The organism is Butyrivibrio sp. VCB2006, assembly GCF_000420945.1.
GTDB lineage: Bacteria > Bacillota > Clostridia > Lachnospirales > Lachnospiraceae > Butyrivibrio.
On record NZ_ATVX01000013.1, the window covers coordinates 12,981 to 37,502 of the forward strand.

The 24,522-nt window shown below is 39.4% G+C and carries 24 protein-coding genes; all 24 read left to right on the plus strand.

The window, feature by feature from the left end:
- Positions 1-36 precede the first annotated feature (36 nt).
- A complete protein-coding gene (locus G613_RS0112430; protein WP_029232939.1) occupies positions 37-903 on the plus strand; it encodes a VirB6/TrbL-like conjugal transfer protein, CD1112 family in 867 nt (288 codons plus the stop codon).
- A 12-nt stretch (positions 904-915) separates the two neighbouring features.
- On the plus strand, positions 916-1,368 hold the full coding sequence (locus G613_RS0112435) for a PrgI family protein (RefSeq protein WP_029232940.1): 453 nt from the start codon (positions 916-918) through the stop codon (positions 1,366-1,368).
- Between the two features lie 7 nt (positions 1,369-1,375).
- Positions 1,376-3,733 (plus strand): VirB4-like conjugal transfer ATPase, CD1110 family, encoded by a 2,358-nt coding sequence (locus G613_RS0112440; RefSeq protein ID WP_442852305.1) that lies wholly within the window; start codon positions 1,376-1,378, stop codon positions 3,731-3,733.
- Positions 3,720-5,351: a C40 family peptidase gene (locus G613_RS18080; protein ID WP_029232942.1), complete on the plus strand. Its 1,632-nt coding sequence runs from the start codon at positions 3,720-3,722 to the stop codon at positions 5,349-5,351. Before G613_RS0112440 ends, G613_RS18080 begins: the two co-directional genes overlap by 14 nt.
- A 14-nt stretch (positions 5,352-5,365) precedes the next feature.
- Positions 5,366-5,674 (plus strand): DUF4315 family protein, encoded by a 309-nt coding sequence (locus tag G613_RS18085; RefSeq protein ID WP_029232943.1) that lies wholly within the window; start codon positions 5,366-5,368, stop codon positions 5,672-5,674.
- Entirely contained in the window at positions 5,658-6,425 is a 768-nt protein-coding gene (locus G613_RS0112455) for a DUF4366 domain-containing protein (protein ID WP_029232944.1), read from the plus strand. Before G613_RS18085 ends, G613_RS0112455 begins: the two co-directional genes overlap by 17 nt.
- Positions 6,422-6,712: a DUF4316 domain-containing protein gene (locus G613_RS0112460; RefSeq protein WP_029232945.1), complete on the plus strand. Its 291-nt coding sequence runs from the start codon at positions 6,422-6,424 to the stop codon at positions 6,710-6,712. The genes G613_RS0112455 and G613_RS0112460 overlap by 4 nt, the downstream gene beginning before the upstream one ends.
- Before the next feature lies 1 nt (position 6,713).
- Positions 6,714-7,046, plus strand: a complete 333-nt coding sequence (locus G613_RS0112465; protein ID WP_029232946.1) for a plasmid mobilization protein — start codon at positions 6,714-6,716, stop codon at positions 7,044-7,046.
- A gap of 59 nt (positions 7,047-7,105) precedes the next feature.
- Positions 7,106-7,390: a hypothetical protein gene (locus G613_RS0112470; RefSeq protein WP_029232947.1), complete on the plus strand. Its 285-nt coding sequence runs from the start codon at positions 7,106-7,108 to the stop codon at positions 7,388-7,390.
- A 91-nt stretch (positions 7,391-7,481) separates the two neighbouring features.
- Complete coding sequence (locus G613_RS0112475; protein ID WP_029232948.1) at positions 7,482-8,915, plus strand: relaxase/mobilization nuclease domain-containing protein; 1,434 nt, start codon at positions 7,482-7,484, stop codon at positions 8,913-8,915.
- 148 nt (positions 8,916-9,063) lie between these two features.
- Positions 9,064-9,438, plus strand: coding sequence for a single-stranded DNA-binding protein (locus G613_RS0112480; protein ID WP_029232949.1), 375 nt, complete (start codon positions 9,064-9,066; stop codon positions 9,436-9,438).
- Between the two features lie 15 nt (positions 9,439-9,453).
- Entirely contained in the window at positions 9,454-10,383 is a 930-nt protein-coding gene (locus tag G613_RS0112485; RefSeq protein WP_029232950.1) for an ArdC-like ssDNA-binding domain-containing protein, read from the plus strand.
- A gap of 133 nt (positions 10,384-10,516) precedes the next feature.
- Positions 10,517-10,714 (plus strand): hypothetical protein, encoded by a 198-nt coding sequence (locus G613_RS0112490; protein ID WP_029232951.1) that lies wholly within the window; start codon positions 10,517-10,519, stop codon positions 10,712-10,714.
- Positions 10,715-10,927: 213 nt separating this feature from the next.
- Positions 10,928-11,077 (plus strand): hypothetical protein, encoded by a 150-nt coding sequence (locus G613_RS19535; protein ID WP_155828088.1) that lies wholly within the window; start codon positions 10,928-10,930, stop codon positions 11,075-11,077.
- A gap of 188 nt (positions 11,078-11,265) precedes the next feature.
- Positions 11,266-11,808 carry a hypothetical protein gene (locus G613_RS0112500; RefSeq protein WP_155828089.1) on the plus strand — a complete coding sequence of 181 codons (543 nt, stop codon included), beginning with the start codon at positions 11,266-11,268 and terminating at the stop codon, positions 11,806-11,808.
- Positions 11,809-11,884: 76 nt separating this feature from the next.
- Complete coding sequence (locus G613_RS0112505) at positions 11,885-12,118, plus strand: hypothetical protein (protein WP_029232954.1); 234 nt, start codon at positions 11,885-11,887, stop codon at positions 12,116-12,118.
- Positions 12,119-12,137: 19 nt separating this feature from the next.
- On the plus strand, positions 12,138-12,323 hold the full coding sequence (locus G613_RS0112510) for a hypothetical protein (RefSeq protein WP_029232955.1): 186 nt from the start codon (positions 12,138-12,140) through the stop codon (positions 12,321-12,323).
- Between the two features lie 385 nt (positions 12,324-12,708).
- Positions 12,709-15,597 carry an ATP-dependent helicase gene (locus G613_RS0112520; RefSeq protein ID WP_029232957.1) on the plus strand — a complete coding sequence of 963 codons (2,889 nt, stop codon included), beginning with the start codon at positions 12,709-12,711 and terminating at the stop codon, positions 15,595-15,597.
- Between the two features lie 2 nt (positions 15,598-15,599).
- A complete protein-coding gene (locus G613_RS0112525) occupies positions 15,600-17,276 on the plus strand; it encodes a site-specific DNA-methyltransferase (RefSeq protein WP_029232958.1) in 1,677 nt (558 codons plus the stop codon).
- A gap of 2 nt (positions 17,277-17,278) precedes the next feature.
- The gene (locus tag G613_RS0112530; protein WP_029232959.1) at positions 17,279-19,879 is read left to right on the plus strand and encodes a TnsA endonuclease N-terminal domain-containing protein; all 2,601 of its coding nucleotides are present in this window, start codon (positions 17,279-17,281) and stop codon (positions 19,877-19,879) included.
- Positions 19,880-19,931: 52 nt separating this feature from the next.
- Positions 19,932-20,735: a DNA adenine methylase gene (locus G613_RS0112535; RefSeq protein ID WP_029232960.1), complete on the plus strand. Its 804-nt coding sequence runs from the start codon at positions 19,932-19,934 to the stop codon at positions 20,733-20,735.
- 10 nt (positions 20,736-20,745) lie between these two features.
- Positions 20,746-22,722: an ATP-binding protein gene (locus G613_RS0112540; RefSeq protein ID WP_029232961.1), complete on the plus strand. Its 1,977-nt coding sequence runs from the start codon at positions 20,746-20,748 to the stop codon at positions 22,720-22,722.
- Positions 22,723-22,725: 3 nt separating this feature from the next.
- The gene (locus G613_RS0112545; protein ID WP_029232962.1) at positions 22,726-24,054 is read left to right on the plus strand and encodes a hypothetical protein; all 1,329 of its coding nucleotides are present in this window, start codon (positions 22,726-22,728) and stop codon (positions 24,052-24,054) included.
- A 65-nt stretch (positions 24,055-24,119) separates the two neighbouring features.
- Positions 24,120-24,491, plus strand: a complete 372-nt coding sequence (locus G613_RS0112550; RefSeq protein WP_029232963.1) for a hypothetical protein — start codon at positions 24,120-24,122, stop codon at positions 24,489-24,491.
- Positions 24,492-24,522: the final 31 nt, after the last annotated feature.

A 24,522-nucleotide genomic window follows, 5' to 3' on the forward strand; every position in this document is an offset into this window, starting at 1 on the left:
CCGGCTATTCCCTCAGAAACAGGGAGGTAATAACCAATGAAAAACGCATTTCTTCAGCTTGTTGATATGCTGAAAGAACTACTTGTATCAGCGGTGATGAGCAACATGACAAGCCTCTTTAGCATGGTGAACGATGAAGTTTCATCGGTGGCAAGTCAGGTGGGAACAAATCCGCAGGACTTTTCGCCCAGTGTTTTTGCTGTGATAAAGAATCTGTCGGACAACGTCATCATGCCGATTGCAGGAATAATTCTGACATTCATTGCGTGCTACGAGCTGATACAGTTGGTTATCAGTCACAACAACCTGGCACAGTTTGAGTCCTGGATATTCTTCAAGTGGATACTGAAAACCTATATCGCAGTGGAACTCATAACACACTGTTTCGATATATCCATGGCGGTATTTGATGTGGCTCAGCACGTGATCTTAAACAGCGCAGGCGTAATAAACAGTACTACTATGGTTGATGCATCAGCTCTGGCGACTATGCAGTCAACATTGGAAGCGATGGGCATGTTTGAGCTCTTTGGCCTCTGGCTTGAGATATTTATCGTAAAGCTTGGCCTTGCTATTATGTCCAAGATCATCTTCGTTATAGTTTACGGTCGAATGATAGAAATCTATCTCACCATGAGCCTTGCACCAATCCCTATGTCCACCTTCGGAAATAAGGAACAGAGCAGTATGGGACAACACTATTTCAGAGCACTCATGGCTCTTGGATTCCAGGGATTTCTCATTATGGTCTGTGTAGGAATCTATGCAGCACTCATCACTTCAGTAACATTTTCATCAGATATTGTTGGATCACTCTGGGGAGCATTGGGATATACAATCCTTCTTTGTTTCTCACTGTTTAAGACAAGCGCAGTGACCAAGACAATATTCCAGGTACACTAAGGAGGAAACTAAATGGCATCATACGTCTCGGTGCCAAGGGATCTGACAAAGGTAAAATCGAAGCTGGCGTTCAATCTCACAAAGCGTCAGATCATTTGTTTTTCAGTGGCGGCACTCATAGGAGTACCGTCATTTTTCCTGATAAAACAGATTGCACCTATCAACACGGCAGTCATGTGCATGATGCTCATAATGATGCCGATGTTTTTCCTTGCACTTTATGAAAAGAACGGAGAGCCCCTTGAGGTAATCATACAACACTTTATTAAGGCGATAATCGTAAGACCCAAGGAGCGTCCCTATAAGACAGACAACTACTATGCAGCATTAGAGCGTCTTGCTAAGACGCAAAAAGAAATAAAGAAAATCACGGAAGGAGGTATAGCCGTTGATAAATCCAGGAAAGCTGTTCAAAAGGGAAAAGAAACAGTACGTCATTCCGGAAAATCTTCCAAAAAGAGATAAGAAAAGAATTGAGAGAGTCATTAAGAAAGCAAAGAGAAATGATGGCATTCCCAGAACCGCGCAGCAGTCAATTCCTTTTCAGCGTATGTTCCAGGACGGAATCTGTAGGGTCACCAAGGACTACTATTCCAAGACAATTGCCTTTCAGGACATCAATTATCAGTTGGCTCAGCCGGAGGATCAGAATGAAATCTATGGTGAGTGGTGTTCGTTCCTGAATTACTTTGATAGTTCAGTACACGCACAGATCTCCTGCATGGGGATGACTACTGATATAGAAGAATTCAGAAGAAGCCTTGCTATCGACCATAATAATGATGAGTTCAATGACGTAAGAGATGGCTATTCAAGCGTTATTCTGGGACAGATGCAGGCTGGAAATAACGGACAGACTTTAACCAAGTATCTTACTTTTGGGATTCATGCAGATAGCCTTAAGAGCGCAAAACCAAGGCTGATTCATCTTGAAACTGACATTCTCAATAACTTTAGGAGAATTGGAGTACAGGCAAAATCCCTTAATGGAAAAGAGAGGCTCGCTGTAATGCATGAAATCTTCCATGTAGGTGACAACGCCAAGTTCTTCTTCGACTGGAAGTGGCTTTCAGGATCAGGTCTTTCCGTTAAAGACTTCATTGCTCCAAGCTCTTTCTACTTCAAAAACGGAAGAGTATTTAAGATGGGAGATACCTTTGCTTCGGTATCTTACCTGGCTATCACTGCGTCAGATATCAGTGACAGAATGCTGGCTGATTTTCTTAAGGTTGACTCCTGCCAGGTGGTAACAATGCACATTCACTCCATTGATCAGAATGAGGCGATTAAGACAGTAAAGCACACCATCACTGAGCTTGACAGAAGTAAGATTGAGGAACAGAAGAAGGCTGTAAGAGCCGGATACGACATGGAGATAATTCCTTCGGATCTTGCTACTTATGGCAAAGATGCGAAAGATCTTTTGAAAGAACTTCAGTCGCAGAATGAGCGAATGTTCCTAATGACTTTCACAATCCTGAATACAGGAAAGACTCAGGAAGAGCTTGAGAACAATATCTTCCAGGCTTCTTCAATCGCTCAGAAGCACAACTGTAATCTGGTCCGCCTTGACTTCCAGCAGGAGCAGGGACTCATGAGCGCGCTGCCTCTTGGCTACAACCAGATTGAGATCGAAAGAGGACTTACCACATCAAGCACAGCAATTTTCATTCCTTTCACAACGCAGGAGCTGTTCCAGACAGATAAGGAGAGCCTTTATTACGGTCTTAACGCTCTTTCCAACAACCTGATCATGGTGGACAGGAAGAAACTTAAGAATCCTAATGGCCTTATCCTTGGAACTCCCGGATCCGGTAAGTCATTCTCTGCGAAAAGAGAAATTGCCAATGCCTTTCTTGTAACGGATGACGATATCATCATCAGTGATCCTGAGTCTGAGTATTCAGCATTGGTAAAACGCTTTAAGGGCCAGGTTATTAAGATTGCTCCAACCAGTGATCAGTATATCAATCCGATGGACATCAACGCCAACTACTCAGATGATGATAACCCTGTGGCTTTGAAAGCGGATTTCATCCTGTCTCTGTGTGAACTTATAGTAGGCGGAAAAGACGGACTTAAGCCGGTAGAGAAAACTGTAATTGACCGCTGTATCCATCAGATATATCAGGATTACTTCATGGATCCCAGACCTGAGAGGATGCCAATTTTGGAAGATCTTTATAATGCGCTGTTAAAGCAGGATGAGCCTGAAGCACATCATGTGGCAAAAGCGCTTGAGATATATGTTTCCGGATCTCTTAATGTCTTTAATCACAGGACTAACGTAGACATCAAGAACCGACTTGTATGTTATGACATCAAGGACCTTGGTAAGCAGCTTAAGAAGATTGGACTTCTTGTTGTTCAGGATCAGGTATGGGGCAGAGTTACTGCCAACAGAAATGTCGGAAAGTGTACCAGATACTATCTTGATGAGATGCACTTGTTACTTCGTGAGGAACAGACTGCAGCGTACACGGTAGAGATCTGGAAGAGATTCCGTAAGTGGGGCGGTATTCCTACTGGTATAACACAGAACATCAAGGATTTGCTTGCATCCAGCGAGATTGAGAATATCTTCGAGAACTCTGATTTCATTTATATGCTAAATCAGGCTGCTGCGGACAGACAGATCCTGGCAAAGCAGCTCAATATAAGCCCTCATCAGCTCTCCTATGTAACACATTCAGGAGAAGGTGAAGGGCTTTTGTTTTACGGAAATGTCATTTTGCCATTTGTGGACAGATTCCCGCAGAACACTGAGCTTTACAAGATAATGACAACCAAGTTATCGGAAGTGACGGAGGTACAGAATGAGTCAGCTTAAATCGGAAGCGAAGCGAGCGGAGAGGTATAGGAATCTTCTCCGACATGGTAAGAAAGATAATTCCATGACAGAAGCTGAAATAAAGCATTCCGAAAAGCTGAGAAAGCAGTCGCAGAAGAAAGCCCGTGCAGAAGTAACGGCAGCCGGTGTGACATCAGCTGTGGTTCACGACAAGGTTGAAGAGCATCAGGATGATAACGTGGGTGCTCAGGCTCTTAACAGAGGTACACAGCTTGCTGAAGATGCCTATAGAGAAGCCCAGGAACTGCACAGAAGTCGCAAGAATAAATCCAGTAATGAAAAAGCTGCAGCTGATCAGGCTGAAGTTGAGGTAAAGGGAGCCGAAGGAGAAGTTTCTTCTGGCTCCAATCCTTATACTTCAAAACTTCGTGACAGTCCGAGAAAAGCAGAAGCTGAACCAACTAAAAAACAACAGCAAAAAAGACAGGGAGAGGTATACAGAAAATCTCATGGCGGAACCAAGGCAGGTGAGAAAGCAGGAAAAGAAACGGCCAAAGAAGCAAAGGATTTCACAGAAAAGATAGCTGAATTTGTTGCTGAACATGGCAAGGCAGTGTTGGTGGTTCTTCTTGTTCTTCTTCTGATTCTGCTGATTATGTCTGTAATGTCGTCGTGTTCTATGTGCTTTGAAGGGCTTGGAAATATCACAATCGGAACATCATATGTGGCGGAAGATTCTGATATAAAGCAGGTTGAGCAGGACTACAAAGATCTAGAAGATGATATCAGAGATCAGATAAGTCACATCGAAAGAGATTATCCCGGATATGATGAGTACAACTACGAGCTTGATGAGATTGGGCATAACCCGTGGCTCTTAGCAGCAATTCTGACTGTGGTTTATGAGGACTACAAGAGAGATGAAGTCCAGGAGTATCTGAAAGAGCTTTTGGAAAAACAGTATGAGCTGGAACTTGAGGAAGAGATTGAAACAAGGACTAGAACAGAAACTGTCGAAGAGGAAGTTGACGGAGAAATTGTTGAGACAGAGGTGGAAGTTGAGTATGAATACTATATTCTCAACGTCACACTTACCAACAAGACTCTTGAAGTAGTAGCTCAGGAATTGGAAATCTCAGATGATGACATGCTCAGGATGTGGGTTATTTTCGATTGTAAAGGAAATAAGCCATATCTTTTCGATGACATCTATTCCAATCCAACAGAAGGCGATTATGGTGATTACCGGGTTCCCGGAGAATTTCTCACAGATGAGCAGTTTGGAAGAATGCTTCATGAAGCAGAAAAACATCTGAATAAACCGTATGTCTGGGGAGGCTATGATCCAGACACAGGCTTTGACTGCTCTGGATTTGTCAGCTGGGTTATCAATCATTGTGGAAATGGCTGGAATGTTGGAAGACAGACTGCCAATGGACTTAAGAATATCACAGCAAGGATAAGTGAATCAGAAGTAAAGCCAGGAGATCTTATATTCTTCAAAGGAACCTATGCAACAAGCGGAGCCAGCCATGTGGGAATCGTAGTCGATCCTGTAAACAAAATCATGATCCATGCAGGAAATCCGATTAAGTATGCTTCCTACGACACCAGCTACTTCAGATCACATTTTTACTGTTATGGACGTATCAATTAAGAAAGGGGAAAGGCATGTTTGAGAGATTAGAGAAATACAGGGAAGAACTTGCCCGAGCAAAGGCCAGGCGTGCAGATCTTGACGCCAAGATAAAGGAACTTGAGCGTAAATGCAAGGAAGAGGAAAATGCCCAGATCCATGGAATGGTACACGCCATGAACATGACACCTGAGCAGCTGCAGCAGCTTTTGGCAAGGGCTGCGTCAGGAAAACTCTTCGAAGATGAGGAAAAAGATATTTCTATCGGAGAGACCAAAGAAGATGAGAGAGATGATTTTGACGAAGAATTGATGGAGGAGCTAAACGATGAAGAGAAGGATTAAGCTTAGAGCTGCAATAGCGGCAATGGGGGTGATGACGTTCTTTATAGGTGCTACACCTGTAACTGCATTTGCCCAGACCAAGGAAGCAAAATGTATCTGCGAGGATAAGTGCACAGAAGACTGTGTTAATGAGGAGTGTGAAGTATGCTCCTATGATTACACTTACTGCGAGGGAAAAGAGAAAGTGATAGAGGAACACTGGGGACCGCTTACTCCGGATGGAAATCTTGAACTGGTTGATGATTACGGAAGTCTCGAAGCTGGTGGGAAGCAGTTTATCACTGTAGTGACCAAAGCAGGGAATTATTTCTATATCATCATTGACCGTGATGACAACGGGACAGAAAATGTTCATTTCCTGAATCTTGTTGATGAATCAGATCTTCTAAGTCTTATGGATGATGAGGAAGCTAAGGCGTATATCGAATCAATGCAGGAAAAGAAAGAACCTGAACCTGTGGTAGAGGAACCTGTGACTCCTGAGCCTCCAAAGGAAGAGGTGGAAAAGGAAAAGCCAAAGGCCGACGTTAATCTGATTATGACAATCGTGCTGATAGCTGCCATTGCGGGAATTGGCGGATACCTTTATATGACGTCCAAGAAGATTAAGCCTAAGCAGGAGAGCGATTATGATCCCGATGCAGATTATTTTGAGGATGAAGATGACGATGAAGACGATTATATGACAGAGGCAGACAAGGAAGATTCCGGCGATAAGTCTTTTTCAGAAGAAAGTGAGGATGAATCATGAGCGAGATTAAGAAGTGGGATGATGTCAGAGGAGTAGCTGTAGACGAAAAAGAAAAGGACGAGTCCAGTGATCCTGTAAAGCTTAAGAGCCACACAAGAACCATGGAGGATATGGTTGAGCAGAATGATAACCAGCTTGATGGTATTATCAACAATCTTCCTGAAGAGACGGTTGCTGAAAAGGAAGAGAGGACCTCCGTAAGAAATAAGCTCAAGGACATGATTCTTGAGGATATGGAGGAAAAGAGAAAGCTCCGTGAGCTCTGCCCTGTATGTGAAAGGGCATGATATGGTTCAGAGGACCGTTCGGATTCTTTTAAGACTTACACCTTCGGAAGAGCAGCGTATTAGACAGAAGATGCAGCAGGTGGGCATCAGATGTCGCGCTGCTTATATCCGGAAGATGGCAATTGATGGTTACTGCATTCATCTGGATATCAAAGATCTCAAGAGAGTTAGTTTCCTTCTTTCCAACATGGCAAACAATCTGAATCAGTATGCTAAGCAAGCTAATACCACGGGAGCAGTTTACAAAAAAGATATCGATGACTTAAAGCAGAGACAGGAAGAAATTCTGGCGGTGATGAAAGAGATCCTCCGCAAACTTGAAAAACTTCAGTAAGTAAAAGTATCATTTTTATAGGAGTATTGTTTTGTTGACACCAGCGAAGGAGGCTTACGATGATTACCAGATTATTACTTCGGATGATTATGATACCTGTGTTTTGTGTACTTGCTCTTGTAAGTGTGTTTCTTAAGGCAATCGAGAAAGTCAGCTCTTGGGCTTTGGTCATCTTTTGGCTTGTCATGGTAGTTGCTGCTGTGTTCATTATTATGGAAAAGCAGTATTGGCAGCTTGCCATAGTTGGCATATCGGTTGCAGGCAGTTTTGCAATAATGTTTGCTGTTGTATGGATTGAAACTGCTGTAGGAGATCTTGGAGAGCTCCTTAGAAGTAAGATCTGAGAGAAATAGCATGCAATGAGAATTGTGGGAGTTATCAGAAATGGTAACTCCCTATTTTCTTGGAATTTTTAGGTAGTAAATGGAGGAGATTATGGCTGCGACAAAACTTATCACAATGCATCAGAACAAAGGATTGTCTGTCCTCGATAGTATTGCCAACAGAATTGATTATGCTGAGAATGATGATAAAACTGAGAACGGCCAATTTATCACTTCCTATGAATGTAATCCCAAAACTGCTGCGGAAGAATTTGCCCTTTCCAAGAAGGAGTACTTCAGGATAACCGGGAGAAAGATACAAGGAGATATTCTTGCTTATCAGATAAGACAAAGTTTTAAGCCTGGGGAAGTTACTCCGGAACAGGCAAATGCCATTGGCTATGAAACTGCTATGCGCTTCACAAAAGGCAATCATGCATTTGTTGTGGCTACGCATACGGACAGAGAGCATATTCACAATCACATCATTTATAACTCTACCGCCTTGGACTGTACCCATAAGTTCAAGGATTTCTTTTTAGTTGGGATTGCACTGCAAAAGCTCAGTGATGAAATCTGCTTAGAACACGGATTGTCAGTAATTAAGCCCAGGAGTTATTCAGAAAGATCAAAAAGAACTGAATTCCCCTGGAAGAAAACCAAGAGAGCGACTGTATGTGAGGATATTGATAAAGCACTTTATCAGAATCCTTCAAGTTTTGCAGATCTCTTAAAGGTGCTGCATGAGATGGGCTATGATATCAAGCCCGGAGCTAATCCATCGATCAGGGGGAAAGACCAAAAGCGGTTTGTTAGGTTTAGGTCTCTTGGCCCAGGATATACAGTAGAGGATCTTGAGAAAACTATTGCCGGAGAATCTCAGATTGATGGTAGAACTTCAAAGTGGAAAGAAAAAGAAACTCAGAGACAGAGCACTTCTTCTGATTACAGGAAAAGAGATTTTGATCTTCTTGTGAATATCGAGGAAAAGCTTCGACAGGGGAAAGGCCCCGGGTATGAAAGATGGGCAAAGATATTCAACCTGAAGCAGATGTCACAGGCTCTTTTGTTCCTTCAGGAAAATGATGTTCGTGATTATGAGACCTTGGCTGAAAAAGCAGATTCATCCAGCAGGCTGTTTAACGAATTATCACAGCAGATAAAGGTCAAAGAAGCAAGACTCTCTCAGATTGCAGAAATGCGAAAACACATCTATGGCTTTGCCAAGACAAAAGAGGTTTATGAAGGCTACAAGAAATCAGGTTACAGCAAAAAGTATTTTGAGAAGTACAGGGAAGAAATCACAATTCACAAGGCAGCTAAGGAAGCTTTTTCAAAATATCCCAAGGAGAAGATTCCCAAGATGAAGGAACTGAATGCTGAATACAGTGAGGTGCTTTCTGAGAAAAGAAGACTATATCAGGAATACCAAAATGCCAAAAAAGAGATGAAGGACTACGTTATTGCCAAGAAGAATATCGATGCTCTACTTGGTGATGATCTTAAGAATTCCCCGCAGAGGGATGAACAAGCTCCAACGAAGTAGGAGCGACGCCTGAGTTTGAAAAACTCAGAAATGGGGTTTGGGGCTTTGTCCCCAACAAGCACGGCAAGGACTAGAGATATCTCTAGTCACTGCTTGCCACTTAGCGAATGTGGCAAGCAAAAAGCTTTTTTGAAGGGAGGATTTAAGTATGAACAAGGTAATAATCATGGGGAGGCTCACAAAGGATCCTGATGTGAGGCCGGCAACAGATGAGAATTCCACAGCCTTTGCAAAGTACACTTTGGCTGTGGACAGGAGAGTTAAGAAAGACAGTGATCAGGCAGCAGACTTCATCAACTGCACAGTATTTGGCAAAGGAGCAGAGTTTGCTGAGAAATACCTGACAAAGGGCATAAAGATCATTGTCACTGGTAGGATTCAGACCGGAAGCTATACCAACAAGGAGGGCCAGAAGGTCTACACCACAGATGTAATAGTGGAAGACCAGGAGTTTGCAGAGAGCAAAAAGGCAGCAGGCTCTGATGCAGTTCCGGAGATTGATGAGGAAATGCCTTTTCACTAAAAGGGGGATTAGAGAATGTATGACAAATCAGTAGCAGTACCTTTTAAGATTGATGAAGTCTCAGAGAAACGTGATAATTGGATGTCTGATATGACACCTGATAAGTATGCTGCTGTTCTTGATTCCATGGCAAAGTTCAAAAACTACAGTGTGAACAATGCAGCGCTTATTGCGATGCAGAGACCGGATGCAACATTCATTGCCAGCTTCGATGACTGGAAAGAGAAATTTGGTAGAAGCATCAACAAGGGCTCCAAGGGAATTGATTTCATTAAGCCTGTGAAGGTTAAGAAGATGGTTGAGGTTCCGGGGGAGAGCGGTACGCTGGATTCGCCTGCAGTGGTGGAGAAAGAATTCACCAACTTTAAGGTAATTTCCATGTTTGATGTCAGTGATACTCATGGAAAACAGCTTCCGTCATTTATTACAGATGAACTCGATAAGTCGGTTGATGATGTGGCACGCTTTAAGCAGGCCTTCGAGATAATGACAGGTGTTCCTTGTGAATATGATGACATCAAGGATGCTGTCATGAATATGGCAAAGGACAAAGTCACAAGTGACCTGGAGAAGTATTCCGTGGCATATATCATCTGTAAACATTATGGAGTTGGTACGGCAGAGTTCAGCTTTGATAACGCTACAGATCAGATGAAGGGAGAACTGAAAAACATCAGAAGTTCCCTGAACAGAATCAGCAAGGCAGCTTATGAGATCATCAGTAATGTTGATGAGAAAATCCAGGGTATTAAGGCGGCAGAGAAAGGCGAAACAGAGAAAGCATCAGAGGATACTCCTTTTAAGGATGAAGATACGGTTAAGCCAAGAGACGTTAAGTCCTTGAAGGAATCTATTCTGGAGAAGCTCAAAGGTAACAAGGATAATGTCGGTGATAGATACAAGCACGAAATCAAGATCACAGGCAGGAACGATATGGCTATTTGAGGATTGGGGCAGCTTCGGCTGCCCCAGTTTTTTCTTTATACTTATGTTTTGGAACCTCAAAAATTGGCATAATTGGTTTACTTGTGAGGAGATGATAGGCTAAAGTTAAATATGTGTAGAGGAGACTTGTGCTATGAAAGATAGTGAAAGAAAGGCTAGAAGAGATTCGATTCTTGAATATATTAAGAAGTATCCACCATATAAAAACCAAGCAGATTTGGGAATTGATATTAGAGCGTTATGCCGATATGCTGATGAACATGGTAAGGCTCCTGCGGACCTTACACCTGAAGAGGTAGAACGCTTTAATACTAATATAACAAGAGAGTAATTTTTAGACTGGGAGCGGTTTTGCACTGCTCTCATTTTTTATGCTTCTCAAAACTCAGATTTTGTGCGGGTTGCATGGGCTAAAAAGAAAACATGGTGGTTAAGCTCAGATTTTATCTATGTTTATTAAGAGGTAATTATAGGACACGTCAAGATTTATTATTAGATCATGGAAAAGCAGATAACCTTTTGTGTAGGAAGGATGGTAGAGAAAATGAGAGCATCTACAAGATATTATTTGTATACTCACCCACAACCTATAACAAAATTCGATGTGGTCATAGCAAGAATAGCATTGTTCATGGTTAAGTTTACAATCGGAATAATCATAGCTTTTGGAGTTTTGCTTGCAATAATTTTCTGAGGAGGTTGATATGGGGCGACTGATCTACTGGATAAAAAAATGCATACATCGTAACAATAAGTTTTGCAAACATTTCTGCGTGACCTGTGAATTCTATGATTTCTGCAGGAGGGATGGAGAGCTGGATTAGTGAAAAGAATTGTCGGGGAAGCAACAGTTGTAGTTGATCGAAAGGTATAGGTAAATCTATGAAAAAGATAATTATGGTTTTGTCAACAATAGCTGCAGTCGGATTGATGGTCGGATTCTCCAGTATAACAGTCAATGCCTCTGGTTTTGATCTCAAGGCTCATTACGAAAAGATGAAGGCTAAGAGAGAACAGCAGGAAAAAGAGTTTACTGAGAAGTGGTTGGATGAACTTGAGGCTGATGGGAATCTCACCCCGGAGGCAATCAAAGCTGCTGGTAAGTATGGCGAGGGAAGAGTACCCAATCATAAATCTACAAGCGGTAGCGGTTCAGGTAGCTATGCAGGAGGAAGTTCCGGTGCAACCACTTCAGGTAAAGGATGGGTTTATTCAGCAGACGAATTGCATGTCATTGGACTTCCTGAAGGTTCTAATGGGTATACCAAGCCAGGCTACTATGGGGATGTAGATGGAACTTATTCATCCGGCGACTCCGGTTCAGGTAAAGGATGGGTTTATTCAGCAGATGAACTTCATGTGATAGGACTTCCAGAAGGAGAGAATGGCTATACGCTTCCTGGATGGTATGGGGATATAGATTAACAGATTCATAGTTGGGGCGGGGGATGATCATATATCATTTCCCGCTCTGTGCCCTTCACAGGAAGGTGGTGATCCAATGTTGGCTTTTTTTGAACTCTTACTAGCAATCATCATTGTTGCCATACGACACTATCTGAAAAACAAGAAAAAAAACCAGATTAAGATAAAAAGGTTCTTATTGAAAGTGGCAGCTACAGTGTTAGCCCTTCTGCTGACAATTACAGTATTACTACAGGAGCTGATTCAGCATCTGCTTGATAGGATCAGCAGCAAGGAAAAGAAACTGAAATTATTGGACAAGTTCGAATGAAGAAAGAGAGGAAAAGGATATGTTCTTTGGGAAAAGAGATAAGGACGTCAGATTAACAGATAAGCAGTACAAGGATCTTACCAGCAATATGAGCAAAAAGGAACGAAGAGAGTTTGATCGTCGCCAGGATGAGCTTCGGAGGGAAAGAGAAGAGGACAGATTGCTTGCCTGGCTGGAATTTGAAGATGAACTGGACGGTAATTAAACGAAATTCAGAACATCAATTCGTGATATAAAAATGCGATAAATATTCCATAAAAGTTCAGTAAGAACAGACTATTATTCATTGAAAGTGTTCGCGTGAACGACTAAAATATAATTGTCGCTTTGTTCGCTTTTGGAGGACTTTTTATGGAGTACTTAACATCAGCAGAATGTGCAGAAAAATGGGGGGTTTCACAGCGAAGAGTAGCCATTTACTGCAAACAAGGAAGAATCGAAGGAGCAGTGATACGAGGGAAAATGTGGCTTATCCCAGAGACAGCGGAAAAGCCCGAGGATCCTCGACGCATTCGGAAAAGGCTTGAGAAAACCTGTTAGTTTAGAATCTATTGGCTCAATATCATTCCATTATGTAGGAGGATGATCTTATGGCATTTGACTTTGGCAATGCGAATGATGAACAAAGAATTGCGATATCATCGACTGACGGACCATTGCTTATTATTGCTGGCCCTGGAACGGGAAAAACATATACTCTGGTTAAACGAATAGTTTATTTAATTACAGAGAAGAACATTGCTCCCGAGGAAATTATGGTTGCGACCTTTACTGAGAAGGCTGCAAAAGAGTTAGTAACACGTATTACAAATGAACTCTATGAATTGGGAATATCATTGAATTTGAATGAGATGTACATTGGAACATTTCACTCTATTTGTTTGCGTATTCTTAAGGATCATTTGGAATACACAAGGATAAAAAAGAACTATAGAATGCTGGATCAGTTTGACCAACAGTATATGGTATTTCAAAGAATTAGCAAATTTCGACAATTGCCTTGTTATGATGCAATATTTGATGATGGCGAAGGTGCATGGAAGCAGGCTGGCAAGATAGTAAAATATGTTAATAATCTTGCTGAAGAATTAGTTGATATTGAACAGATGCAAAGTGATGGCAATGAAGAGGTTGTTGCTATTGCTAATATTATTGAGCAGTATCAGATAATAATGGAAGACGAAAATCTTATAGACTTTTCTAGTATCCAAACAGAGACCTATAAGTTATTGAATGAACATCCAGATATTTTGGCGGGATTACATGAAAAAATAAAATATGTCATGGTTGATGAGTATCAAGATACTAACTATATACAGGAATTGTTGGTGTTTTTGATTGCAGGAAGTGCTCAGAATATTTGCGTGGTCGGCGATGATGATCAAGGTCTATATAGATTTCGAGGCGCAACCATAAGAAATATCTTGGAGTTTCCGGGGCATTTTAAAAATGGCAAGTGTAAACAAGTAAAGCTTGTAACAAATTATAGATCGGAAAAGGAAATCATAGATTTTTATAATACCTGGATGAGTACTACTGACGGGAGAAAATATGATTTCTTGTGGAGGAATTTTAGATTCCCCAAAGAAATCGTTCCTGGAAAAGATAATTACCGAGAAGGCACGTCTGTAATAAGGTGTTCAGGCCAAGAAATTGAAGATGACTGGTATGAAGCTGTTTATAGATTTATCTGTGATTTAAAGAAGAAAAATATTTTATTAGATTACAATCAGATTGCTTTTTTGTGTAGATCTGTAAAGAATGATCGAATTATTAGACTAATAGAATATTTAGAAGAAAAGGGAATAAAAATATATTCGCCGAGATCTGATATGTTCTTTAGTAGAAAAGAAATTAAAGAGGCAATAGGATGTTTAATGCTCTGCTTTCCAGAATATCTTAGAAAATTGCAAGCTAGAGATTTTGATTACAATTTTGCTGAACTATACGACTACTATGACGGTGAATGTATCCATGCTGCGAAGGAACTGATTACTACGCACAAAGACTCGTTAGGAAGATGGATAGCAGAAAAGATGATAGCGCATGGTAAGTTGTCACAAGGAAATACAGATTATGCATTTGTTGGTTTGCTTTATCAGCTATTTCAGTTTGAGCCATTTTCTTCATACTTAGATATTGATATGAAATCCGGCGTTACAGATGAACGTCCGGCACGAAACTTGTCTATGCTTACGTCAGTATTGGGTAAGTATGAATATCTTCATAGAATTGATGTCTTTACTGAAAAAAATATTGATAGTGGTGTGAGCGGTTTTTTCAATCATTATTTTAGATTTCTCTTTGATGGAGGAATAACGGAATATGAAGATGATTCAGAATATGCACCAAGTGGATGTGTTTCATTCATGACTATTCATCAGTCAAAAGGAATGGAATTTCCGATTGTAATAGTAGACTCTTTAAACGGTACACCTAGAAGTGACAACAATCAATTGTTGGAGGATATTGAGACCCGATATTTTCATCGAGAAGCATTTGAAACACGTGACGATATTAAATTCTTTGATTTTTGGAGGCTTTATTATACAGCCTTTTCGAGGGCTCAGAACTTATTGGTACTTAGTTGTTGTGAAAAAAGTGGTAGAGGTCAAACACCAAGCAAGTATTTTGAAGAATGTTATGGAAAGCTTCCATATTATGAAGATGCTGATTTAAATGGCTTGAAATTAGAGAAGGTAAAGCCGGTAAATATAAAGGATACTTATTCCTTTACTTCACACATAGCCTTATATGAGAATTGTGCCCTTCAATATAAGATATTTAAAGAACTTGGATTTACGCAGGTTAGAGTTGGCGCAACATTGTTCGGAACACTTGTACATGAAACTATCGAAGATGTTCATAGGGCAGCAATGCGTCATGAGGAGGACACGATCAATCCAGAATCTATACGAGAATGGTTTGATGCAAATTATTCAACACTCTCCAAGAGTGAACATTCATATCTGGGACCGGGACAATTGGATTCAGCCTATGATCAGGTTATACGTTATGCAGAGAATAATAAAGATAAGTGGGGCCTTATTCAGGATGCAGAAGTTGAGGTGAGTTTAGTTAAGCCGGATTATATTCTGTTGGGAAAAGTGGATTTGATTCGCGGAGAGGGTGACACAGTTGAGATTGTTGATTTCAAATCGGAAAAAAAACCAGATTTGATTATTGAATCAGAACAACTTAACAAATATAGGAAACAATTGGAAGTATATGCACATCTTATCGAAGAAAAAACTGGTAAGAGAGTCAGCAAGATGCATCTTTACTACACAGGGGAGGAAAATGGAGTCCCAACAGTTTCATTTGATAAGTCACCAGAAAAAATAGATGAAACAATAAAGGAATTTGATGAAGTTGTATCTAAGATACAGAACAAAGATTTTAGTAGCAGGGCTAATGACAAAAAGCTATGTGCTAACTGTGATATGAGACATTATTGTAAGAGAAAAGGAGATTGCTAAAAATGGCAGAACAAATGACTTTTGAATTTGCAAGCAAGAAGACTATAAAAGGATATCCGGAGTTGCATTGGACTGGTAAACGACCCTATACGTCTACACAGTATTATCCTGCTCAATTGAAGGAATCATTTGGAACCGACAATAGTGGATGGATGAATAAAATATTCTGGGGTGATAATCTTCAAGTTATGAGCCATATGCTTAAGGATTATCGTGGAAAAGTAGATTTGATATATATTGATCCACCATTTGCTAGTGGGGCTGATTATAAAAAGAAAATAGAAATTAAGAAAAAAAGTGCGTTTAGTGATACTAATATGTTTGAGGAAAAACAGTATGGCGATATCTGGACTAATGATGCGTACTTGCAATTTATGTATGAGCGACTTGTGTTGATGAAGGAGCTGTTATCTGATAGTGGATGCATATACGTACATTGTGATTATAGAGTTTGCGCTTATTTGAGGCTTATCCTTGATGAGGTGTTTGGCAAAGAGTGCTTTTTGAATGAAATTATATGGCATTATAAAACCGGTGGAAGTACTAATAAGTACTTTAATAGGAAACACGATACCATATTCTTATACAGTAAGACGCAAAACTATTATTATAACAATGTAAAAGAGAAAGCAATCGTTGATAAGTCCAAAGGATATAATCCCAATACGGAACAGTTTATAGATGAAGATGGTAATACATGTGTATGGGTTAATCCAAGGGATGTATGGGATGTGCAACATATAAATATGCATGACCAGACTGAGAGAGTTGGATATCCAACTCAAAAACCTGAAAAACTACTGGAGAAAATAATTCTTGCTTCATGTCCAGAAAATGGACTGGTATTTGATTGTTTTATGGGATCTGGAACAACTCCAGCTGTAGCAATGAAATTAGGAAGAAGATTCATTGGAGCAGATATTAATTTAGCATCAGTACAAATAACTACTAAACGACTCTTAGAGATAAAAAACAGTGCCAATATAGATGGCGGATTCGAAGTATATAATGTCAATAACTATGATTTCTTTAGAAATCCTGTAGAAGCTAAGGCTCTTATTATGGATGCGTTAGGAGTTCAAAAATTTGATAGTTCTACGATTTATGATGGTGAGCTTGATGGTTATATGGTTAAGATTATGCCAACGAATAGAATTGCAACAAAAGCAGATCTAGAAGAACTAAAATCAAATCTTCCATATAAGACATTTGAGAAAAGGAAAGAAGAAAACCCTAATGATCCTGTAGAAAGAATAAGAATTATTTGCATGGGACATGAGGCGGATCTAAAGGCAGCTTTAGAACAAGATTTATCTGTCTATAAGTTAGATATTGATATTGTTGACATCTTGAAGGATAAGGCAGATTTACAATTTAAGAGAGATTCTGATGCAATAGTGGAAAAGGAAAATGGAGAGCTTGTGGTGAAGGAGTTTTATCCTATGAATCTTTTGCAGAAATTGAGTATGCAGAAGGAAGCAGTTGAAGATTGGAGGCAATTGGTTGAATCTATTTTTGTAGATTGGAATTATGATGGAGATGTTTTGAGGCCAACTGTGTCAGACATTCCAGATAAAGATGAGTTAGTGAAAGGAATATACACTATTCCAGCTGATGCTAAACGAATAAGAATCAAAATTACAGACTTGTTATCAGAATCTCTTGAGTTGGAGGTATAAAAGTGGCTAAAAAGGAATCAAGTATAGAATTTGCCTTTTTTAAGTTTTTAAGAGATTTTTATTTGGATAATAAAGGCATAATCCGTAATAGATACAGAGAAATTACGAAGAAGTATCTAGATTATAATGATAGCGAGAAGAATCCTGATGCATTCTTGAGACGTCCACAGTTCGAAGCGCTTGAGATGTATGTATTTATAAAAGAGTTCATGAATAATCAGCAAATGTACCAGATTTTTGATGACTGGTCTAAGAGAAATGGAGTGTTTGCTGACAGAAGATTTTATGATGATGCTGGGCAGTTAACGTTATATGATGTATGGTCTCCAAAGCAGTATCATGAGTATTTCTTGCAAATCAAAAAATATGCAGAAGATTATCCTAACTACATTTATGCGCTGACAATGGGGTTGGGAAAGACAATTTTAATGGCAACATGTATTTTTTATGAGTTTTTATTGGCTTCAAAATGGCCTAAAGATGAAAAGTACTGCCATAACGCATTAGTGTTTGCTCCGGATAAAACGGTATTACAGTCTTTAAAGGAAATTGTTACTTTTGATAAAAGCAAGGTGGTTCCGCCGGAATATATTAATATTCTTGATGCAAATATAAAAGTACACTTTTTGGAAGATACTGGAACCACTTTAAATACATTGGATGGTTCAATGTTCAATATCGTTATATCTAATACTCAGAAGATTATTCTTAAAACTCAACGCAAGGAAAAATCTGCTGTAGATAAACTGTTTGAAGAAGAAGCCACTGGCCAGACGGAATTAGACGAAGTTTTGAATATGCTTCATGCGATAACGAATGATAATGACTTAATGTCTAATCAGCGATTCGAGAAACTGACGCGTTTAAATCAAATGGGAATATACATAGATGAAGCGCATCATATGTTTGGGTCTGATCTTGAAAAAGCAATTCATGAAAGCGGTAAGAGCACTAGTTTGAGAACTACTGTTAATGAGCTTGCTAAAGAACTTGCGTCACATGGAAGTAAGATTGTTGCATGTTATAACTACACTGGAACGCCATATGTAGATAATAAAATACTGCCTGAAGTTGTTTATGCGTATGGACTCCAGGAGGCAATTGCAAACAGATTCTTAAAAGATACAAGTATAATCGGTTATCAAAATGTAAAGAATAAAGCATTTTTAGAAGAAGCCATACGAGACTTTTGGGGGAAGTATGGCGGTAAAACATACGAAGGATTGCCAGCAAAGATGGCAATATTTGGAGCTGAAATAGAGGAAGTTACTGAAGAAATTAAGCCTGTAGTTGAGGATGTGTTATCTAAATTGGGGGTATCTTTAGATACCATATTGGTTAATGTAGGAGATAGCAAGCTCACGAAAGACGAGGATATAAGGGACTTCAACAATTTAGATGTGCTAAATACAGTTGGGAGTAAGAAGCAGTTTATTTTACTAGTGAATAAGGGCAGAGAAGGATGGAATTGTCGATCACTATTTAGTGTGGCTTTATTCAGAAGTCCAAAGTCGACTGTTTTTGTGCTGCAAGCTACTATGCGTTGTTTGCGAAAAATAACTGATGAACAGCAGACAGCAACAGTTTATCTGTCAAAAGAAAACATGGACATTCTTGACGATGAGTTAAAGAAGAATTTTAGGACAAGTATAGAAGAAATAAAACATAAGACAGATAACAAACGAAAAAGGGTTACTGTAAGGGTTACGGAACCTCCTAGAACAATTAAAATGCATCGTCTTCGTTACGAGTATTCTGTAGAAGAAAGAGATTATGATCAGCAGATTGATTTTGAGATTAGAAATATAGAAGTTGATAAATACGATGCCAAAAAATATGTTAAGGAGGGATTGAATACAGCTTCTGTCATAAAGGAAAGTGACGCAAACTATATGATAGACAGTATGAAACATACAGAAATATCTTTAGCTGCTGAAGTTACAAAGTATTTTCCAGATGTGAAATGCTCACAAATTGCAAGAATGCTCAGAGAATCTAAAGAAGGAATAGATGCATTACTTGCGTGTGTTAATGATCATAATGAGATAATTTATGACAGAATTGTTCCTAGAATATTTGAGACTCTATATAAGGTTAGTAAAAATATAGTTAAAGTTGACGCTGATGTACAATTGTTGAAAAAACCAAAAGAGGGTGGATGCTATGAGTTTAGTGGAAACGAAGACTTGATAGTAACTATGGATTCTACTGATTCTATAGTTATGAATAATAAAGGAAAAAGTTTCCATGCAGATACATATGTATTTGATTCTAAACCAGAATTGCAGCTTTTCTTACAACTATTGAAGAATCAGCATGTTAAGGAAACATATTTTACAGGAATGTTTACAGCTGATCAGACAGATTTTTATGTCCCGTATATAGATCCTGAGTCAAATCGATTGAGAAAGTATTACCCTGATTTCCTAATTCAGCTGGATGATGGTAGTTATGTAATTCTTGAGGTTAAGGGGGATCATATGGTGGATGATCCTGTGGTCAAGGCGAAGGAGGCTGCAGCAGAAGAGATTGCAGTGGAAAGTTCTATGAAATATGAACTTCTTAAGGGAAGCGATATCATGAATGGTAATTCTGGGTATTGATGCATATCACAGGAAGGTGTGATGATAGCAAATCTATTACATGGGTTTATAAATGGAAAACACTTTTTTGATGTGGCCTGGGGGTAAGAAGTGGTTTGTCAGACATCAGAGTAATCGGCTTCCTAAGGATTATAACAGATACATAGACCCTTTTCTTGGAGGAGGGTCTGTGTACTTCTACATGGAACCTAGGGAAGCAATACTTAGTGATGTTAACAGTGAGCTGATTACAACTTATAAGGCCATAAAAACGGATTGGAAGAAATTAAATAAGATTCTAAAGGTTCATTCCAGAAAGCATAATGATGCATACTACTATGAGGTACGCGGCCAGAAGCCGAGAGAAATCTGTCATGTAGCAGCGAGGATGATTTATCTTAACAGGACATGTTTCAATGGAATCTATCGAGTAAATAATAGTGGTGTATTCAATGTGCCACGTGGCTCGAAGAATACCGTATTTACAGGACTAGAGCACTTTGAGGAACGATCAGAATTGTTAAAGAATGCAGAGCTGTACTGTTGCGATTTCGAGGAAACAATAGATAGAGCAATGGAGGAAGATTTTCTTTTTTGTGACCCACCTTATGCAATAAAAGAAGAGCAGAGTTTTGTCAGGTATTCAAAGAATCTTTTTGATTGGGAAGATCAAATTAGGCTGGCTAATGCTTTGGATAGGGCTAAAGAACGAGGGGTAAAGATCCTTATGACCAATGTTAATCATAAGTCGGTCAGGGAATTATATGAAAACAAAGAAGGGTTTGTGTTAGAAGAGGTATCAAGATATAGCAGTATTTCAGGGAAAAAAGAAGGCAGAAAACAGTATTCAGAACTTATAGTGAGTGCGAACTTATAGGAGGGTAACTATGGCAAGCATCGTAGATTTGGTTGATAATTCCAGCATCCAGAATAATCCTATCAGAAAGGTGAAGGAATTCATCGACAAGCAGAATCAGTATAAGAGTATTGGGGATGTTGAGCATTGGAGGTTTGTTGGCTACGTGCTCGATATTAGCTATGAGAGTGCGCAGATAATTACCAATGATACATATAAGATTGCTGTAGGAGGAATTCCTCGAGGATCCTTCTTGATACTTGTGCCAGCCAATTTTGATAAGGTACAGCCACATTTTACGCTTCTTAGAGTTAAAGAGATATGCGCAACCCCACTTTCACAGCAAGTTCAGCAGACATACTTCGAGATGCATAAGAGATCCATGCCAGAGTTAGATATTTGGACCCAAGCAGATCTTCAGTGGGGATCACTGCGCTGCGATACACTTGGTATGTTCTATGCAGATCCAAACAATGTGAACAAACTTGCATTTTCTGGTGATGTTAATAACGTTGTTAGTGCTCACCGCTACGAAGTATATGCTCCAGATGAAGAACTATTGAATCTTATAGTTAACGGTACTGTTAAAAATGAGCTCCAGGAAGAAATTGGACATCTTCGTACTATGGAGTGTATGTTTGGTGTGAACCGTCAAGAAAGCGGCAATATCCCTGTTAAGATTTCTATGCGGGATTTTATGGGATGTAGAACAGCTATGTTTGGTAAGACCAGGCTTGGTAAGTCAAACGTAGTTAAGCTTATTGCACAAGGCATGTTAGATGCTACAAAAGAAACGAAAAATGTAGGCCAATTGATTTTCGATATAAATGGAGAATATGCCAACGACAGTGATCAGGATAATGTTTCTTTACGTTCTGCTAATCCTGAGCGCTGTGAAGTCTATGCGCTTACTCAGCGCCCAAACACTCCGTCAAAACAGTTAAAATTGAATTTTTATGAAAATGCAAGCTCTTGTAAAGATATTTTGGGTACTTTGCTAAGCAATGCTGGAAGGAGTGCAATTTATGTTACTTCATTTGCAAGCGTTGTATTGCCTACTCCGGAAGAAATGGATGAGATGGATATGCGAGAAAAAATCCATGCTATTCGTAGAATCCAGATTTATTGGGCGATTTTAAGAGAAGCTGGATTTTCAGCAGATGAAGGTAAGCTAAGAACTCTTCGTTTTATGAATACCAATAATGTTAAAGCGTTAGATCCACATTTTAGTGATGAGATAAGGAAAAAGGTTTATGGATCTAGTGTGCCCGATAGAGTGCCTTCTCTTGAAGGAATGGTAGATGAATTTAGAGAATTCATGAGATGTTATCGTGAAAATAATGAGGATCAGAAGGCTGCTTTTGGCAAAGAGGTTTTTGAAAAGGATGACATTTTATTACTTGAATTCCTGTTCCCTAAGTCCGGAAGAGGTCCAGCTATGCTTTCACAGTTTAAAATGTATCATTCAGAAAAAGCTGGTGATTTTGTAAAGGATATAATTGCATCACTCAATGATGGTAAGACAGTAATATTGGATCTTGGTAATGCTAATGACAGCATAAGACAGTATTTTTCAGATCTTCTTTCCATGGCTGTGTTTAGAGAGCAAGAGACAAAGTTTGTTAGCAACGGTTTAGGCGATAATTATATTGAACTGTATTTTGAAGAAGCGCATAACCTATTCCCGCCACATGCAAAGGATAATAAAGATGTTTATTCCAGGTTCGCCAAAGAGGGTGCTAAATTCCATATTGGAATGGTTTATTCTACACAGTCTCCTTCTACAATAAGCCAAGAGCTACTGGTCCAGACAGAGAATTTTTTCGTTGGACATCTTGCTTCTACTAGCGAAACAAGTGCTTTGACAAAAACACAAATAGCCTTTGATGGAGTAGAAGAGGATATTTTGCGAGCAAAGACACCAGGATATATGAGAATGCTTACCATGTCTAACCGATTCATCATCCCTGTTCAGGCTAAACTTTATAGTCCCAAGAGAGGAGAATAACACATGGCATATTCTTCTGGAGGAAGGTTACCTTTTGAATCTGCATCCAAGCTTGGACATCTGAATGTTATTGAAAGTGAATGGGTCCAGTCTCTCTTAAAGGACTTCGAAACTAATGATGTTGATAATGCAGATAACTATGAAAATGATATATGGGAGAATTTTGATCCAAGTAGCGCGCAGCCGTTAAATCATATTTGGGCAGCTGATGGTTCCTATGTTTCTGTAGAAGAAAACCATAAAGAGCTGGCTTTTGTTAAGACTGCTCTGATGACAGTAGAGCAAGGAAAGATAGCGGCTATAGATAAGGAATATCCTCATCCGCTTAAACTTCAGGAAATCATGAAGGATAGTGCGCTTTTTCATGCTACTGTATTCCCACTTAGGAATCTCAAGAGTGATAAAGGAAATATATACGATACTGTTAGGCATGTTATTTATGATTCCATGAGAACGGATGAGAATGGTCAGTATTTCGAAACCCTCAAGTGGCTTGCCTACAAGAAGTGGGATGGTCAGAAGAATAATTCTCTAAGCTTTGAGTGTCCGCATTGCTCAAAGGTTATTGAAAATGGAATTCCCTATGATCAGGATACTGGAGTTTGTCCGCATTGTCATAAAGAAGTGCTTTTGACTGATATGATAGGCTTTCATCTTGATATGAATGAAGAAAATGCATCGGATTCTGTAGCATCACATTATATGCTTATTATGGAAATGCTGATGCTATTTACTGTTATCAGGCTACAGTGGGCAAACAAAGATACCACGCTTATAAGCGATACGCTTTTCATAAAAGATGGGCCAATGACTTTGAACGGACAGTACTCTAAGCTTGTACCAAACATCAGAGAATTTCTTAATTATGCAAAGAATCAGGGAAGGCCTATTCATATTATTGGAAGTGAAAAGTCAGGATCCTTTTTTGAATATCTGTCCCTTTGTTCAAGGTTTGTAAAGCCAGATCCTGGAAACATAAAATATGCTGTTTTAAGTCACGGCTATATTAGGCGTGTTATTCAGCGCGCCCCAGATCGTGGAAATCCTTATGGCTTAAGAACAAACTGGGGAGAGAAGGTTTTTGTATATCTCGATGAGAATACCCATATGGTCCTGAATATGACTACTGGTGGCTATGATAGAGCAGATTCATATCCTACCAGTACGGATATTATCGGCCTTCAGAGGATCTTAGCTACTTTACCGGCATTAGTGAGCAGAAAATATGAAGGTGCATTATATCCTATTGAGCTTGTTAATGGCATTGCGTCCATGTCTAATTATCCGTCAGCAAAGATTCTACAGGATTTTGTGCGGGATGCAGTTCAATAACATATTACTCAATGTTTATTATTTGGTATTGAAACTATAACTGTTTTTCAAAGGAGGTATAAAACATGGCAGATTTAGAACAATATGAAGGAAATGCAAAAAGACTTCGTAGCAACATTGAGACCATTCAAAGTACGTTCGATAAGTACGGATTGGAAGTTACAGGTACGGGGGCCTCATTTGCGGATTGCTTAGGCGGACATGCTGCAAAGTTTTATATTGAAATTGCCGGGAATCCCAAAGTGGTTTCTGATAACTTGTACATGAAAGTTAATGTTTATGATGAGGATAATCAACTTCTTGGTAGCGGATCGTGCAACAAATCAATAGACTTGGGCTCATTTAGTGGTTTTGATACATATGAAGTAACTGTTATCAGTTCAACCATTTGGCAGGAAGCACATAAAGCAAAGGTATACTTGGCTAATTCTAGATGAGTTATTTGAATAAGAAAACTTCGGAGACGTG

Bases quoted from the DNA above. Each gene is read 5' to 3' on its own strand.
- G613_RS0112430 (WP_029232939.1), top strand. From the start codon at position 37: ATGAAAAACGCATTTCTTCAGCTTGTTGATATGCTGAAAGAACTACTT.
- G613_RS0112435 (WP_029232940.1), top strand. From the start codon at position 916: ATGGCATCATACGTCTCGGTGCCAAGGGATCTGACAAAGGTAAAATCG.
- G613_RS18080 (WP_029232942.1), top strand. From the start codon at position 3,720: ATGAGTCAGCTTAAATCGGAAGCGAAGCGAGCGGAGAGGTATAGGAAT.
- G613_RS18085 (WP_029232943.1), top strand. From the start codon at position 5,366: ATGTTTGAGAGATTAGAGAAATACAGGGAAGAACTTGCCCGAGCAAAG.
- G613_RS0112455 (WP_029232944.1), top strand. From the start codon at position 5,658: ATGAAGAGAAGGATTAAGCTTAGAGCTGCAATAGCGGCAATGGGGGTG.
- G613_RS0112460 (WP_029232945.1), top strand. From the start codon at position 6,422: ATGAGCGAGATTAAGAAGTGGGATGATGTCAGAGGAGTAGCTGTAGAC.
- G613_RS0112465 (WP_029232946.1), top strand. From the start codon at position 6,714: ATGGTTCAGAGGACCGTTCGGATTCTTTTAAGACTTACACCTTCGGAA.
- G613_RS0112470 (WP_029232947.1), top strand. From the start codon at position 7,106: ATGATTACCAGATTATTACTTCGGATGATTATGATACCTGTGTTTTGT.
- G613_RS0112475 (WP_029232948.1), top strand. From the start codon at position 7,482: ATGGCTGCGACAAAACTTATCACAATGCATCAGAACAAAGGATTGTCT.
- G613_RS0112480 (WP_029232949.1), top strand. From the start codon at position 9,064: ATGAACAAGGTAATAATCATGGGGAGGCTCACAAAGGATCCTGATGTG.
- G613_RS0112485 (WP_029232950.1), top strand. From the start codon at position 9,454: ATGTATGACAAATCAGTAGCAGTACCTTTTAAGATTGATGAAGTCTCA.
- G613_RS0112490 (WP_029232951.1), top strand. From the start codon at position 10,517: ATGAAAGATAGTGAAAGAAAGGCTAGAAGAGATTCGATTCTTGAATAT.
- G613_RS19535 (WP_155828088.1), top strand. From the start codon at position 10,928: ATGAGAGCATCTACAAGATATTATTTGTATACTCACCCACAACCTATA.
- G613_RS0112500 (WP_155828089.1), top strand. From the start codon at position 11,266: ATGAAAAAGATAATTATGGTTTTGTCAACAATAGCTGCAGTCGGATTG.
- G613_RS0112505 (WP_029232954.1), top strand. From the start codon at position 11,885: ATGTTGGCTTTTTTTGAACTCTTACTAGCAATCATCATTGTTGCCATA.
- G613_RS0112510 (WP_029232955.1), top strand. From the start codon at position 12,138: ATGTTCTTTGGGAAAAGAGATAAGGACGTCAGATTAACAGATAAGCAG.
- G613_RS0112520 (WP_029232957.1), top strand. From the start codon at position 12,709: ATGGCATTTGACTTTGGCAATGCGAATGATGAACAAAGAATTGCGATA.
- G613_RS0112525 (WP_029232958.1), top strand. From the start codon at position 15,600: ATGGCAGAACAAATGACTTTTGAATTTGCAAGCAAGAAGACTATAAAA.
- G613_RS0112535 (WP_029232960.1), top strand. From the start codon at position 19,932: ATGGAAAACACTTTTTTGATGTGGCCTGGGGGTAAGAAGTGGTTTGTC.
- G613_RS0112540 (WP_029232961.1), top strand. From the start codon at position 20,746: ATGGCAAGCATCGTAGATTTGGTTGATAATTCCAGCATCCAGAATAAT.
- G613_RS0112545 (WP_029232962.1), top strand. From the start codon at position 22,726: ATGGCATATTCTTCTGGAGGAAGGTTACCTTTTGAATCTGCATCCAAG.
- G613_RS0112550 (WP_029232963.1), top strand. From the start codon at position 24,120: ATGGCAGATTTAGAACAATATGAAGGAAATGCAAAAAGACTTCGTAGC.